Here is a 14,720-nt window from a genome sequence, read left to right as displayed (position 1 = left end):
AAAATTCATTTAATGCTGGTTAGGAGTAATATAATGCTGGTAAGTGGAGATTTATTGCTGGTAGGCGAAGAGATAATGCGCGTACTAGGTTTATAGGAGCGAATTTAATGCTAGTAATAGAATTAAATTAACGTTGATTCAGCGTTTAAACCGAGTACTCGCATTAAAACGAGTTAGGGGGAATCATGATGGATATCGTAGTCACGAATGTCAGTAAAAGCTTTGTTCAAAAGCAAGTCATAAAAGATGTCTCGTTTGCGATTCCGGCGGGAGAAATTTGTTGTTTGCTTGGCCCTTCCGGTTCGGGTAAAACAACCTTGATCCGCCTGATGATTGGCGCCATTCCTGCAGATCAGGGGAGGATTGAAATTGGCGGCGTGCAAATGCCTAACATGAACATGCTGGAAAAGATAGGATTCATGCCCCAGAATGACGCGCTGTATGACGATTTGTCAGCAGAAGCCAATTTGCGGTTCTTTGGCGGGCTTTACCATATGGAAAAAGGCAAATTGGAGAAGCGAATCGATGAAGTGCTTGCCATGGTGGATTTAAAAGAGCATGAGAAGAAGCTGGTGAAGAACTTCTCTGGCGGCATGAAAAAGCGGCTTTCGCTTGCAGCTGCGATTTTGCACTCCCCGGAAATCCTGTTTCTGGATGAACCAACAGCAGGCATCGACCCGGTTCTGCGGCGCAAAATTTGGGAGCAATTCCAGGATATTAAAAATGCTGGGACAACCATCATTGTTTCCACGCATGTGATGGATGAAGTTACAGAGTGTGATAAGGCCGCCCTCATTTATAACGGCACATTGATTGAATATGATTCGGTGGCAAATCTGCTTCAAAAAACGCAAAATGGACGGGTAGAGGAGCTATTTTTCATGGCTTCAAGTCAATCAATGGGTGGTGCTGAACAATGATCCATTTAGCCAAACGCGTCATCATTCAAACGATAAACGACAAACGAAGTGTGATGATGATCTTTGCTGCTCCACTCTTAATCTTGACATTGGTCTATTTTTTATTGGGAGATTCCGATTATGTTTCAACAGTTGGAATCGACAAGAATGCGGTACCAGGTCCTCTCGTTTCTGCATTGGAAGAGCAGGAATTGAATGTGATGGAGGTAACAGGCGATGATGCCCAACATGCCAAAGAATATCTGAAGGATCACCAACAGGTTGACGCGATTATCAGCTTTTCTCAAAATTCGGGTATGACGATTACCTTGTACGAACCTTCCACTAAAGGATCGAAGGCTGTCAGGGAAATTCAAGCAGCCATGACTTCCTTAAATCCTGCTGCAAAAGTGGATCTATCCTATGTGTACGGGACACAGGACCAGTCCACGTTTGATTCCCTTGGCTATGTGTTCCTTGCCTTATTCTCGTTCTTCCTGGTGTTTATCATTTCGGGGATGGCTCTTGTGAGAGAGCGGAGCGGCGGTACATTGGAACGGTTATTGATGACGCCGATTAAACGCGGAGAGGTCATTCTTGGCTACACGGCAGGATTTGGGGTTTTTGCCGTCATCCAAGCCATCCTCATCGTTCTTTATTCCATCTTTGTGCTGAAATTAAGCTCCGAGGGAAACATAGGGTGGGTCTTGCTCACGATGGTTTTGTTAGCAGTGACAGCCGTTTCATTTGGTGCGGCCATTTCCGTTTTTGCCAGTTCAGAACTGCAAGTGGTCCAAATGATTCCGTTTACCATCATTCCACAAGTCTTTTTTTCCGGACTGATTCCTTTGGACCTGATACCTTATCATCTCGGAAACTTGTCCTACATCATGCCCATTTATTACGGGGCAGCAGCAATTAAAGGCGTCATGGTATACGGTGATGGCTTCCTCCAAATCTGGGGTTATCTCCTTGGGTTAATCTTATATTCCTTCCTCCTGTACCTACTGAACACACAAGCATTGAAGAAATTCAGGAAACTGTAGAGCGAGGACGGTTCTCCTGCATCAATTTTGGGATCCTGGAGCCGTTTAAGTACCTATAAGACTGGAAAGGGAAAATGGTCCTCCATCAGGTGAATGGAGGACCACAATTGAATCAGAATCCGAAAAACGGTCCTCCATCGGGTGAATGGAGGACCAAAAGTGAAACAGAATCTGAAAAAGGTCCTCCATCAGGCGAATGGAGGACCACAATTGAATCAGAATCCGAAAAACGGAACTCCATCTGATGAATAGAATCATTTACTTTTAAGAAACTTTTTATCTACTAACTCGTATTCCAATTAAAGCCAAAAAAACGCAATGGAGGAGAAGGCAGTGTTCGGAGAGAAACCAAAGTGTCATGTTTGCAGCAAAGAAATCAAAGGCAATGACGTTGTCTACGTTAAAATGCGGTACCCAAGCTATAAAGGGATGACGGAAATCACAGCTTACTTAAGAAATGAAGGCAGTTTCGTGTGCGAGGATTGTTTCGAAAAAAAATGAAACAATAGGCTGCTAGATTTGTTTGGAGTTTTTTATAAATGAAAGGAAGGAATCCATTATGCCAACCTGCAGCAGCTGCAACAGGAAGTGGACCTGGAAACAAACGATGAAAAAATCATTTAGCCTTGATATAGGGTTGGACTGCCCTCACTGTGGGGCTAAACAATTTATAACAGCCAAAACAAGAAAAAGAAGCGCTGGCCTAAATTTCATTCCGCCGCTATGCCTTTTGCTTCCGATTCTCTTTGATGTCCCCACCACAGCGGCCCTAAGCCTTTTGGTAACAGCCGGCATCCTGAACTTCAGCCTGTATCCCTTTTATCTTGAATTAACAAGCAAAGAAGAAGCCCTGTGGTAGAGCAGGGGGAGGGTTCACCTGTGTCATTTGTCAATGTGTCAGGGAAAAAATGACATCCACGCAATCCTATAAAATGGTAAAATTACCATTGGGGGGTGAAAGGATGAAAAAATACAGTATAGGATCTATTAGCCTGATCCTCATAGGAATAATCCTATATGGAGTCAATTGGATGACGGGGATATTTTATGAGCCCATTGTCCTTTTAGGCCTAGTTTCTCTTTTAGTTGGAGTGGTCTTGAGTTTTGCAGCTATTGCTAAACAGGAAAAAGGGAATTTAAAGTTCTTATCGATCATTTCTTTCTTCGTTGTACTGGCAATCATCACTTGGTTTGAACCTTTTCAGATTGTCCGCATGCTTACATGGCTCAAAAATATAAGTTAATGTAAAAGAAGCAATCTTACTATCCGCCCTATAAGAGTTCCCTGCACATCCGGAAGGAACTCTTTTGGCATTTATTGTGATATAGTTGTCACAAAGTTTTAATGAACAAAAGTCAAAAATGGGTTACAATGTTATATGTGAGGAACATTGATAGGCAGAACATCCTTTGCTCCTCATGCTTATTGATTGATAGGAAGGGGAGAGGACAAACCGGCTTATACGTCAATTTGGAAACGATCAGCGCAGTTATTGGATAATTATGTGAAAAAATGAACAAAGCGAGGGAACATTTATGTGGGTAATTAGTGTGTATGAAGAAAACGATATTCATATGTTTGAATTCGATAATCAAGAAGAGGCAAAAGAATCTTTCAAGAAACTAAAAGGAAACAAAGTCCTTAGCGAGGTTATTTACTATAACGACTTTGATTCAAAAGAAATCGAAGAAGCGTACGTAAACGCAAAAGTTTCTTAAAAAGAGAAAATCCTTTTTTTCACTTACTTACTACCAACCATAATAAAGTTTCCAAATTTCTAAATCGCCGAAACCATAGAGTGCGGGGGAACCATCTGGACCTAAAAAATCCAAGGGGTGAATCCTTTTGTAAAGGTAGGGCTACTCATGGCCCGAATCCGACAGCTAACCTCGTAAGCGTTATAGAGAAGGAAGGTGGAGCTTATGGCATCCATGGAAAGTGTGTCTGCAATTCATTTAATAAAATGAACTTGCAGACACTTTTTTTATTTCAGGAGATTATTATATTGTGTGGACGAAATCTTAGGAGAACAGCTGGACTGGAAGGATTGGCGCAAAAAGCTGGAGGGAAGAGGGTGATAATTGCGCTAACAGCCCTTATTGGCGCAAAAAGCGAGAAGCAAGAGAAGGGAAATTGCGCTAACAGCCCTTATTGGCGCAAAAAGTGAGCGGCAAGAGAAAGAAAATTGCGCCAACAGCCCTTATTGACGTAAAAAGCGAGAGACAAGAGAAGGAAAATTGCGCTAACAGCCCTTATTGGCGCAAAAAGCGAGAAGCAAGAGAAGGGAAATTGCGCTAACAGCCCTTATTGGTGCAAAAAGTGAGCGGCAAGTGAAGTAAAACTGCGCTAACAGCCTCTATTAGCGCAAAAAAAGAGTGGCAAGTGCAAAAAAATTGCGCCAACGGCAATTATTGGAGTGCAGATTCTCCCGTTTCACTAGACAAGCAACCTACTCCCTGAAGGAAATCTTCCCTTTATGTTAGAATGGAAGAAAAGTGTCAAAGGGAGAAGAAGGAGCATGGAGATCAAAACAGTTTCAATCATCGGATTGGGTGCATTGGGCATTTTATACGCGCACCATCTATCCAAGCATATGCCAAAGGCCAATCTGCGCATCATTGCGGACGAGGAAAGGATCAAGCGGTATGAAACAGAAGGCATCTATTGCAATGGAGAGCGCTGCGAGTTCACGTACATAACCCCTGAAACACCGTGTGAACCAGCGGATCTAATTCTTTTTACCGTTAAATATGATGGCTTGAAAGAGGCCGTCACCTCTGTAAAAAATCATGTTGGCGAACATACAGTAATGCTGTCAGCTTTAAATGGAATCACAAGCGAGGCCGTCATTGGCGAGGTTTACGGAATGGACAAGGTCCTCTATTGTGTCGCCCAGGGAATGGATGCTGTCAAAGCCGGGAATCAGCTAACATATGAGAATATGGGAATGCTCTGCTTTGGTKACAGGGAGCCTGGTGCCCCAACGGATCAGGTGAAGGGAGTTGCCGCATTCTTTGATCAAGTGAACGTGCCCTACGAAATTGTCCCGGACATGTACCGGAAATTATGGAGCAAATTTATGCTGAACGTTGGAGTCAATCAAACGGTCGCGGTTTACCAAGGCTATTACGGTGATATCCATCGGGAAGGTCCGGCAAGGGAAATGATGATTGCCGCGATGAGAGAAGTTATGCTTTTATCTGAAAAAGAGGGAATTCATTTAACGGAAGCTGACATCCATTACTGGCTGGACGTCCTCGATACCCTGAGTCCGGAAGGGAAGCCATCGATGGCACAGGATGTGGATGCAAAGCGCCATAGTGAAGTAGAGCTATTCGCTGGCACCGTCTTAAAATTAGGGGAGAAACATGGCATCGCCACACCCGTCAATCAGGAGCTATATGAAAAAATAAAATCCATGGAAGCAAGCTATTAATCACAAAAAAAGCTCATTCGGCATGAAATGAGCTTTTTTATTGTCAATAAGCCCTTTTCGAAACTCCCCTGCATTCTTTACATCGGCTTAATATGCTCTAAGTATTTGAATTATATAATGAGGATAAAAACATGACGAGGTGAAGAGATTGAAAAGGGGAGTAGACCTGTATCAGCTTGAATGTCATTTGTTTTACTTGATCAACCATCATTATGACCGTAAAAGGTGGAATTCCTTTTTTCACTTTTACACGCATGCAGGAGGAGCAAGATTTACGATTGGAGTCACTCTTTGCGTACTTCTGTCCTCGCTTTTATACACGCATCAGCTTGGGCTGCAAATGGCGGCCGCACTTGCTGCCAGTCATCTTCCCGTCGCGATTATGAAGAAATGCTATCCCCGGAAGCGGCCATACCTTGTGTTAAGTGAAACGAAAGTGAGTGATAACCCACTTAGTGACCATTCCTTTCCTTCCGGGCATACAACCGCTATATTTTCGATTGTCACTCCAGTTGTGATCCAGCTGCCGCTGCTCGGCGCACTGCTACTTCCGGTTGCCTTTTTAGTTGGAGTATCGAGAATTTTCCTTGGATTGCATTACCCCTCCGATGTCTTCGTCGGGGTGATCCTTGGAACCCTGGCAGGAGTATGTTCGGTCCTCTTGATTTAGAGCATGGGGACGGTTCTTCTGCCTCATGTCCCAGTTGCAATATGCCGTTAACCACTGTCCCCGCTTGAGTTTGTCTACCTATCCTCTAATGCCCGACCGCGTGGTGTGTCCAGCACCAGCGGTCTTTTTTGATCCGTCCCTGTGATGGATCCCGTCCTCCAGATTAAAATTTCTATATATAAAAGATGAAGACAAGAAGTTCGGCTAAGGGGGAGAATGGAATCATGCCAGAACACAATGTTTTTAACACGACTTCTAAAACGGGTTTCCCAGGAAGTCCTCGGCCAGGCGACCCCGCACATCCCTGGACGAAGGAAAGCCTAAATTATCATCCTTTGAGAAAGCCGATGGAGCTGCCGTCTTTTCAAACCGCAATCGTCCGGCGTGCAATCGATGGGGACACGATTGAACTGACCAGCCGGGAAAGGGTGCGGCTCATTGGTGTCAACACCCCTGAATCCACCTATAAAATGGAAACATTCGGGAAGGAAGCGAAAGACTTTACAGAGGAAAAACTGACAGGCAAGGCCATCTGGCTGCAAAGAGACGTATCGGAACATGACCGGTATGGAAGGCTCCTCCGGTATGTGTGGCTGGAGCTGCCTTGGGAACAAAATTTGGAAACCGAAATCCGGAGGAAAATGTTCAATGCCCATTTAATTTTAAATGGATATGCCGAACTTTCCACCTTTCCGCCTGATGTTCTGTACTACTCCTATTTTCGGCAATTTGCCCGCGAAGCACGCAGGATTAAAGCTGGCCTGTGGGGATTTGCCATGAAGAATTCCACATCTTTACAGATTTAATGTACAAGGGATGAATGTTAAAAAAGTAGGATTGACAGTTCCATGCTTTACCCTTAAAGTTGCTTATGATGCAAATTAAAACGGAGGCGAACTAATGCAATTCATTAACAACATGCTTCTGGATATGGAATTGGACCCTATTGTAGTAAAATATCTTGCGGCCACCATCAAGGTTTTGCTAATAGGACTTCTCTGTATCATAGCAAACTTTATCTCAAAGAGAATCGTAATCAGGATTATTACTCGTGTTGTGACGAATTCCAAGGTCACCTGGGGTAAAATGCTCCTTGATAGGCAAGTTTTTCGAAAGCTGTCCCATATCGTTCCGGCGATCATTATTTATTCGTTTGCTTCAACCTTTCCAAACTATCAAAGTGTCATTGAGAAATTGGCCGTTACCTATATCATTATTGTCGGGTTAGTGTTTATTCAAAGTTTACTAAATGCAATAAATGATATTTATAAAACTTTTGAGATTTCAAAGGTAAAGCCTATTAAAGGATATATCCAGGTAATTAACATCATTTTCATGACGATCGGGATCATTTTAATGATTTCGAATCTGATTGGGGAAAGTCCTCTTATCCTCTTAAGCGGTATCGGTGCCCTCTCGGCTGTTTTAATGCTGGTATTTAAGGATTCATTATTAGGACTAGTGGCGGGGATCCAGTTAACCGCTAATGATATGGTCCGCGTTGGTGACTGGATCGAGATGCCAAAATACGGAGCAGACGGGGATGTCATCGATATTTCTTTAAATACCGTACAGGTCCAAAATTTTGATAAAACAATTACGATGATCCCAAGCTATGCCCTTATTTCCGATTCCTTTATCAACTGGAGGGGAATGCAAAGCTCGGGCGGCCGTCGACTCAAGCGCTCCTTGTACATTGATACAAGCTCCATCAAGTTTTGCACCGAGGAAATGATTGAGAAATTTATCAAGGTTCATTACCTTTCCGACTACATTATTCAAAAGGAAAAGGAAATTGAGGAGTACAATGCCAAAAATCAAATCAATAGGGACAATCCGGTGAATGGCAGGGCCCTTACCAATATCGGTGTTTTCAGGGCGTATATCAGCAATTATCTCAAAAATCACGAGGGCATCCACAAGAATATGACCTCAATGGTCAGACAGCTGGAACCAAGTGAACACGGGCTGCCAATCGAAATTTATGCCTTTACCAATTCCGTCGAGTGGGCCGTGTATGAAACCGTGCAATCCGATATCTTTGACCATCTATTTGCCGTTGCGCCGGAGTTTGGACTCAGAGTATTCCAGAATCCATCCGGGGCAGATTTAAGAGTCATGGCAGAGGAATCGGACAAAAAAGCCCTTGTTGGGGAAAGAAGCTACTAAAATAAAAAACAAAACCGGCTATGTGTCATTCACAGCCGGTTTTTGTTTATTTAATGGCTAACACATTCTCATTTGTACAAACAAGAATTCCCATTAAGACCCCTTAACACAAAACGATTATTCTATAGGGGGTGGTTTGAGCGGGGATACTTTTTGTGGCAGATCCATAGATCACAATCAAATCCCGGTTCGCTGGATTTCTTGAAAATGCTTGCCCATTGGTTAACAACACTTTAGTGAATGGAGTTATATCCAACCGCAATCGTCCATCACTGCTTACCAACTGACTATTGAAATAATCCACTTTTACATTCTGATACGGGCTATCTTTAACCATAGCAAGTGCGCGGTATTGTGGAGGGTAAATTAAAAGGGCAGGTGCATCTCCGTCATAATATCCAGTCACCCGATCTCCAACTGATAACATAACATGGTCTACAAAGTAAGTGGCCGGTGACACCACAAAATTTACTACAGCTCCCAATCCGTTTTCTACAGAAATTAATTTATAACAGCCTTCTCTCACACCAGCTTGACCCGTAATAAAGTCACGAATCGAAGTGACAGTCCCATGAAAAGAATAAAAATTTGTCATACAATACCTCCATCGGTTGACACAGATAGTATTTTAAAGGAATTACTTTGTGTACCCTATGTAGGTAAATACATAAATGACATTGTTGGTGCCTAATAAATGTACACATATAGTTATGTATTGAATCTCGGTGGGACCCATCATAATGCAACTACCAATAGCTGCAATACGAAAGGCAGCTTAAAATAAAAGGTTAGTGCTATGATAAAATGAGGTAAAAAGGAATTCACACGGAAGGACGAGGAGAAAATGTATCAAGATTATCTATCATTTGCGATAGACCTGGGGAAAGAAGCGGGGGAGTTTATCAAGCCGTTTGCCGGCAAGGCGGGCGGGGAGACATTGAAGGCGGCAAAGGACTTTGTTACGGAAATGGATCTGAAGGTGGAGGCGCTGATCATTGACCGGATTACGACGAAGTATCCCGACCACAGGATCTTCAGTGAAGAAGCCGGGGCCGTAGGCGGCCAAAGTGACTTTGAATGGGTAATCGATCCAATTGACGGAACGATCAATTACAGCATGGGTGTTCCTTTGTACGGAGTATCCATTGCATTGACCTATAAAAATGAACCGGTTGTTGCCGTGATTTCTTTGCCGGGGCTGAACGAAGTATATTGGGCCTCAAAAGGCGGCGGGACCTATAAGGATGGTGAGCGTGTTTCAGTGCGTGATGCCAGCCTAGCGGAATCCTTCATTTCACACAGCGATTTTGCCAAAGACGGCAATAAAGACACGAATGTCCAGCGGCTTGACACGCTCGGAAAGATTGTGAATGATGTCTATCGGGTGCGCATTATTGGCACGGCTGCCGTGACACTATCCTACATTGCAGCAGGTCGGCTTGATGCCGCGATTTACACAAATCCGGAATATTACGATGTAGCTGCAGGCGAACTGCTCATCACTGAAGCCGGCGGAATAAAAGGCGGTGCAGGTCCATACACCATATTTGGCCAAAAACAGGCCGTGAATGGACTGGAGCACCTCCTCGGAGAAATCAAGCAGGGGGACGGTTCCGCTGCCTCAAAATAATGAAGCAGCAGAACCGTCCCCTTGATCTAAAGGGAAGGGTTGACAACATGACTTTTTTGGAAAAAATTAAACCACATTTATTCAGCGATGAATTTTTGATACAACAAACGGTGCTGCAGGCCATTCACGATTATCCTTTTTTGCCGAATGAATGGACAAATGAGCTGTTGAAAAGAGCTTTTTCACATAAAGAATCCTTAGGCCCGATTCTAATGTATATTGATAACCAGTCCTTAAGCGAGGAATCATTACAGATCCTTCTGGAACAGATTCCAGGGATGGACAGGTCTTTTGTTCATTTAGCGATAAGGTTGTTGAACAAGCTGGAACCGGAACTCGCCCTGCAATATAAGGAACAGCTGGAACCGTACATATCAAAAGATACATGGTCTTTGTACGAACTGTTGGTAAATGGAACAGAGGAAGAGGTTTATAGTGAATATGGACTAGCACTGAACGCTCTTGAACGAGAACAGTACCATACTCAGGGTCCATACAGGAGAGCAAAGAAGCTGGCAGCTTGCATCGTGAAAAACGGCTGGATCACGGCAAAGGAAATCGACAACGTGATGCAGAAGCAATTAAAAGAAAGATGGTTTTCTTATAACGGAATTTTACACGTTTATATGATTGGTTTATTAAAATTGGACAAGTATATTCCCGTACTGGCAAGCTTATTGGATCGGGATGAGGATGTCTTGCTGGAAGAGACAGCGGCAGCGTTAATAAGCTTCCAATCGGACGAGGTTGTACAGGAAGTGAGTCCGTATTTAAAGAAAGAAGAATCCATCATTTTTGCCACTTCAGTCATTGAAAATATCAAATCTGACCTGGCCGTTGCGGCATTAAGGAAAGCGTATCGAAATACAACAGTCTATGATGGACAAGACCTTATTACCGAGGCGCTTTGCCATCAGTTATCTGCAGAAGCTTTGCCTGAAATCAGCGACCATATGGAACAGGGATTATTTTCAAACCTGGTTGATATCGAACCGACGGCATATGGCTATTTTTCCATTTTAGGCATGAAACATCCGGATATGGAGTTGTGGAGAAAAGCCGCCATGGATGAAGAAATGCATTATCGGAAAGTGAGCCAGGAGGGGAGCATCCTTCCAAATACTCCGGTTCGTAACGAAAAGAAAGTTGGACGAAATGACCCATGCCCTTGTGGAAGCGGGAAGAAATATAAAAAATGCTGCGGGAAATGAGACTATAGAAGAAGACTACAATTGCGGCAGAGATGTTAACAACCCCCGATGCCAAAGAGTATCCAACCAAAGAAATGCCCACGGAAGCAACTATCAATCCAGAGGTACCCCATGGCTATTTAGATTATAAGGATATTTAGCAGCACCCACTTACGAAATGGGTGCTGCTATTATTTTTGGAAGGACAAAGGGACAGGCACGCTGTCCCGAAGCCGTGTTAGTTGGTGGGAAGATGAACCTGTCCCTGTGTCCCGCGAACTCCGAAGCACCTAAATAGAAGGCGCTGATCCAACATCGAAAAGGAAAACGAATGGATTGGATGAGCATACAAGCAGATGATAAACTGGTATACAGGGACAAGGGGACAGGTCAACTAACCCATTTGATTCAGCCGCTGGGACATGGAACCTGTCCCTGTGTCCCAGCAGGAGATCAAACAGAAACGGTGATAACATGTCTGAAAGAAAAGATGAAATTATTTTAAGAGGCCTTAAAGAAAATAATTTAAAAAATATAGATTTAACGATTCCAAAAGAAAAAATAATCGTATTTACCGGCCTTTCCGGTTCAGGTAAGAGTTCGGTTGTGTTTAACACATTAGCAACTGAAAGCAGAAGGCAAATGACTGCTAACTATCCTCAATATGTCAGATATCAAATGCCAAGGTACGAAAGGCCTCACGCTGATCTTATGCAAAACCTAAGCCCGGTTGTCGTTGTAGAACAAAGACCTGCAGGGAGCCATTCCGGCTCAACAGTAGGCACCTATATGGATCTTCATCCATTAATCAGACTTTTGTTCTCAAGGATCGGAACACCATCAATAGGTTCTGCCACTGACTTTTCGAGCCAAAGCTCCTTCGGCCGATGTCCGGAATGCGGGGGATTTGGGGAAGTCATTGTGCCAGACCTCACTAAGATGATTGATTTCGACAAGTCACTTCGGGATTATGCAGTGAAATTCAAGCCATTATCGCCATCAGGCTGGCAAGGCAGATGGATGATGACCGGTGGTTTATTCGATCCTGACCTGCCGATTAAGGACTACCCGGAAGAAAAACTGCACCTGCTTTTATATGGTCCCAGGGAAGGGGAAAAAGTCTATGCGCCGTTCCATACAAAAAACGGACCTCAACAGCATGAGTGGGACGGGTTATTGCCCAGATTTACGCGCCTTTATATCAATCGAGATCTCTCAAAGCTAAAAGAAGTAACCCAGGAAGACGTCTTAACAGTTTCAACACAAACACTATGTCCAAACTGCCAAGGTTCAGGACTGAACCCAAAGGTATTGGAATGCAGAATCAATGGCTTAAATATTGCAGAATATGATCAATTAGAGCTAACAGACCTGCTGGAGGAACTAACGAACATAAAAGGTCCGATTGGAGAGGCTATCGCACGACAAGCAATTCCACCTGTCGTACAACTAATCGAAATGGGATTAGGTTATCTGAGTCTATCAAGGAAAATGGGAACCTTGTCCGGCGGAGAAGCCCAAAGGGTAAAAATCGCTCGTCATTTAGGCAGCAGCCTCAACAATCTTACCTACATTTTCGACGAACCAAGTGCGGGACTTCATCCAGAAGAAGTGGACATGGTCATCCAAATGATGAAAAAGATAAAAGCCGAGCATAACACTGTCATTGTCATCGAACACGATCTATCCGTCATAAAAGCAGCGGATGAAATCATCGAAATGGGACCAGGAGCAGGTGTAAATGGCGGAGAAGTTGTCTATCAAGGAAAGTTAGCAGGACTAACAAACTCAAAAGCTGCAACAAACCTGCACCACAAGCTGAAAATCAACACAAATCCAAGGAGTATAGAAAATTACTTTTCAATACAAAGCGCGAACAACAATAATTTGAAAAATATAAACGTTGATATTCCCAAAAATGTCTTAGTCTCTATATGCGGCGTATCTGGTTCAGGGAAAAGCTCCCTAATGTTCGGGGCATTCGCAGAAAGGTATCCCGAGACAATTATGGTAGGGCAAGGCAGTATTGGAATCTCCAATCGTTCAACCCTCGCCACCTATATGGGAATTATGGACGATATCCGCTCCATCTTTTCAAAAGAAACTGGGCAGCCGGCAGGTTTGTTCAGCTTTAACTCTTTAGGCGCATGTCCGATTTGCAAAGGGAAAGGAGTCCTGAAGCCAGACGTTGCATTTGCTGACCCGGTTACAATCACATGTGAAGCGTGTGAAGGGACGAGATATTCAGACGAAGCGCTTGCCTATCAGTATCAAGATAAAAATATAGTAGAAATTTTAGATTTAACGATCGACGAGGCGATGAACGATTTTCACATGCCAAGGATCATAAACAGAGTAAAGACACTAAAAGAGGTAGGTCTTGGGTATCTGACTCTTGGACAGACAACAAGTTCCCTGAGCGGTGGAGAAATCCAGCGGCTCAAACTTGCAAGCCACTTACAAAAGGAAGGACAAATCTACTTATTGGACGAACCATCCTTAGGGCTGCACACAAAAGATAATGGCAAACTCTTGGAACTCTTTCAAAAGCTAGTCAACAATGGGAATTCAGTCATCCTCATTGAACACAATCCAGACTTTATTGCGGCAAGCGATTGGGTCATCGAAATGGGCCCAGGCGGCGGCAAACAAGGCGGCCATATTATCTTTGAGGGCACCCCGGAAAAGATGCTGGAGGCAGAAACCCTAACAGCGAAATGGTTAAAGGGACAAGGGGACAGGTAAACTGTCCCGGCTTTGTTCAGGTGTTGGGACAATGTACCTGTCCCTGCGTCCCATGCCACCTACGTCCCATGGAACACTAATCATTTAGGTGAATATCCTGTATGGGAGGTGTTTCATTTGAAAAACTCGATCAAGAAGGTAGCTCAACAGTTTATCGTTTCCCACTATCCCGAATCAGATATAGCCTGGGTAGGTGGAAGTGCTGCTTCTGGAAATTTAACAACAGAATCTGATATTGATTTAGTTATAATTGATGAAACAGAGACCCCAAGGCTTGAATGTTATCACTTTCTTGGGTGGAAAATAGAAGCGTTTATTTATAATTCTTTATCTCTAGAGATTGAATTTCAAACAGCTCGATATAGAGGGATGCCCACCATCATTAAAATGTGTGCCGAAGGCCAACTTATAAAAGATAAACAAGGGAAAGGGAAGGAAGTTCAAAGAGAGGCAAAAAAACTTTATGAACAGGGTCCAGAACTTTGGGATGAGGAAAAAATAAATGAAGCAAGCTATCAAATTACAGATTTTTTGTCAGACTTTAGAAGTTCAGAAGAATTTGAAGAAAGTTTATTTATTTTAAATAAATTAATAGATATGTTAACTGAATTGGTTTTAAGGGCAAATGGCAATTGGGTTGGTGAAGGAAAGTGGAGGGTTAGAAGCCTTAAATCATATGATAATGATATGTGTGATAAACTGGTTAAATATACAAAAATATACATGAATACAAATGATAAGGCTGAACTAATTTCATTCATTCAATCTATCCTCGACAATTATAGTGGAGAATTGTTTGCTGGTTATAAAAAATTCTTTTTGTAGATAAAATTTACTGGGTATTAACCTTACCTTTTGATGAGTACCCTTTTGTTCCGTACCTTCACTCAAAACCAAATATTTTACTTGTTTATTATTTTCTCCACATTTGTCC

Annotated in this window: 14 protein-coding genes and 1 riboswitch; of the genes, 13 read left to right on the top strand and 1 reads right to left on the bottom strand. The window is 43.1% G+C overall.

Features of this window, described 5'->3' with window-relative positions; translation table 11 throughout:
* The first annotated feature begins 188 nt into the window (after positions 1 to 188).
* The 9 genes from ADU22_RS18465 (at position 189) to ADU22_RS18420 (ending at position 8,221) form a co-directional block, all read left to right on the top strand.
* On the top strand, positions 189 to 920 hold the full coding sequence (locus ADU22_RS18465; RefSeq protein WP_053363478.1) for an ABC transporter ATP-binding protein: 732 nt from the start codon (positions 189 to 191) through the stop codon (positions 918 to 920).
* Positions 917 to 1,945 carry an ABC transporter permease gene (locus ADU22_RS18460; protein ID WP_053363477.1) on the top strand — a complete coding sequence of 343 codons (1,029 nt, stop codon included), beginning with the start codon at positions 917 to 919 and terminating at the stop codon, positions 1,943 to 1,945. The genes ADU22_RS18465 and ADU22_RS18460 overlap by 4 nt, the downstream gene beginning before the upstream one ends.
* A 559-nt stretch (positions 1,946 to 2,504) precedes the next feature.
* Complete coding sequence (locus ADU22_RS18450) at positions 2,505 to 2,804, top strand: TIGR04104 family putative zinc finger protein (protein ID WP_053363475.1); 300 nt, start codon at positions 2,505 to 2,507, stop codon at positions 2,802 to 2,804.
* Between the two features lie 103 nt (positions 2,805 to 2,907).
* Positions 2,908 to 3,189: a hypothetical protein gene (locus ADU22_RS18445; RefSeq protein ID WP_053363474.1), complete on the top strand. Its 282-nt coding sequence runs from the start codon at positions 2,908 to 2,910 to the stop codon at positions 3,187 to 3,189.
* Positions 3,190 to 3,481: 292 nt separating this feature from the next.
* Positions 3,482 to 3,664, top strand: a complete 183-nt coding sequence (locus tag ADU22_RS18440) for a hypothetical protein (protein ID WP_053363473.1) — start codon at positions 3,482 to 3,484, stop codon at positions 3,662 to 3,664.
* Positions 3,665 to 3,719: 55 nt separating this feature from the next.
* Positions 3,720 to 3,859: riboswitch (cyclic di-AMP (ydaO/yuaA leader) on the top strand.
* Between the two features lie 605 nt (positions 3,860 to 4,464).
* Positions 4,465 to 5,382 (top strand): ketopantoate reductase family protein, encoded by a 918-nt coding sequence (locus tag ADU22_RS18435; RefSeq protein WP_053364652.1) that lies wholly within the window; start codon positions 4,465 to 4,467, stop codon positions 5,380 to 5,382.
* Between the two features lie 148 nt (positions 5,383 to 5,530).
* Positions 5,531 to 6,052, top strand: coding sequence for a phosphatase PAP2 family protein (locus ADU22_RS18430; protein WP_053363472.1), 522 nt, complete (start codon positions 5,531 to 5,533; stop codon positions 6,050 to 6,052).
* Between the two features lie 224 nt (positions 6,053 to 6,276).
* A complete protein-coding gene (locus ADU22_RS18425; RefSeq protein ID WP_053363471.1) occupies positions 6,277 to 6,858 on the top strand; it encodes a thermonuclease family protein in 582 nt (193 codons plus the stop codon).
* 94 nt (positions 6,859 to 6,952) lie between these two features.
* Positions 6,953 to 8,221: a mechanosensitive ion channel family protein gene (locus ADU22_RS18420; protein ID WP_053363470.1), complete on the top strand. Its 1,269-nt coding sequence runs from the start codon at positions 6,953 to 6,955 to the stop codon at positions 8,219 to 8,221.
* Between the two features lie 103 nt (positions 8,222 to 8,324).
* Here ADU22_RS18420 and ADU22_RS18415 read toward each other — a convergent pair whose 3' ends face one another.
* The gene (locus ADU22_RS18415; protein ID WP_053363469.1) at positions 8,325 to 8,816 is read right to left on the bottom strand and encodes a hypothetical protein; all 492 of its coding nucleotides are present in this window, start codon (positions 8,814 to 8,816) and stop codon (positions 8,325 to 8,327) included.
* A gap of 249 nt (positions 8,817 to 9,065) precedes the next feature.
* Here ADU22_RS18415 and ADU22_RS18410 point away from each other — a divergent pair, with 249 nt between their 5' ends.
* From ADU22_RS18410 to ADU22_RS18395, 4 genes are all read left to right on the top strand, one after another.
* Positions 9,066 to 9,851, top strand: a complete 786-nt coding sequence (locus ADU22_RS18410; RefSeq protein WP_053363468.1) for an inositol monophosphatase family protein — start codon at positions 9,066 to 9,068, stop codon at positions 9,849 to 9,851.
* A gap of 47 nt (positions 9,852 to 9,898) precedes the next feature.
* Positions 9,899 to 11,062 carry a YecA/YgfB family protein gene (locus tag ADU22_RS18405; RefSeq protein ID WP_053364651.1) on the top strand — a complete coding sequence of 388 codons (1,164 nt, stop codon included), beginning with the start codon at positions 9,899 to 9,901 and terminating at the stop codon, positions 11,060 to 11,062.
* A 453-nt stretch (positions 11,063 to 11,515) separates the two neighbouring features.
* Positions 11,516 to 13,786 (top strand): ATP-binding cassette domain-containing protein, encoded by a 2,271-nt coding sequence (locus ADU22_RS18400; RefSeq protein ID WP_053363467.1) that lies wholly within the window; start codon positions 11,516 to 11,518, stop codon positions 13,784 to 13,786.
* Between the two features lie 117 nt (positions 13,787 to 13,903).
* Positions 13,904 to 14,611: a nucleotidyltransferase domain-containing protein gene (locus tag ADU22_RS18395; RefSeq protein WP_053363466.1), complete on the top strand. Its 708-nt coding sequence runs from the start codon at positions 13,904 to 13,906 to the stop codon at positions 14,609 to 14,611.
* Positions 14,612 to 14,720 lie beyond the last annotated feature (109 nt).

It is taken from the genome of Bacillus sp. FJAT-27251, from assembly GCF_001273925.1.
GTDB lineage: Bacteria > Bacillota > Bacilli > Bacillales > Cytobacillaceae > Mesobacillus_B.
Note: the sequence above shows the minus strand (reverse complement) of the source record. Positions and strands in the feature narration are given on the sequence as shown.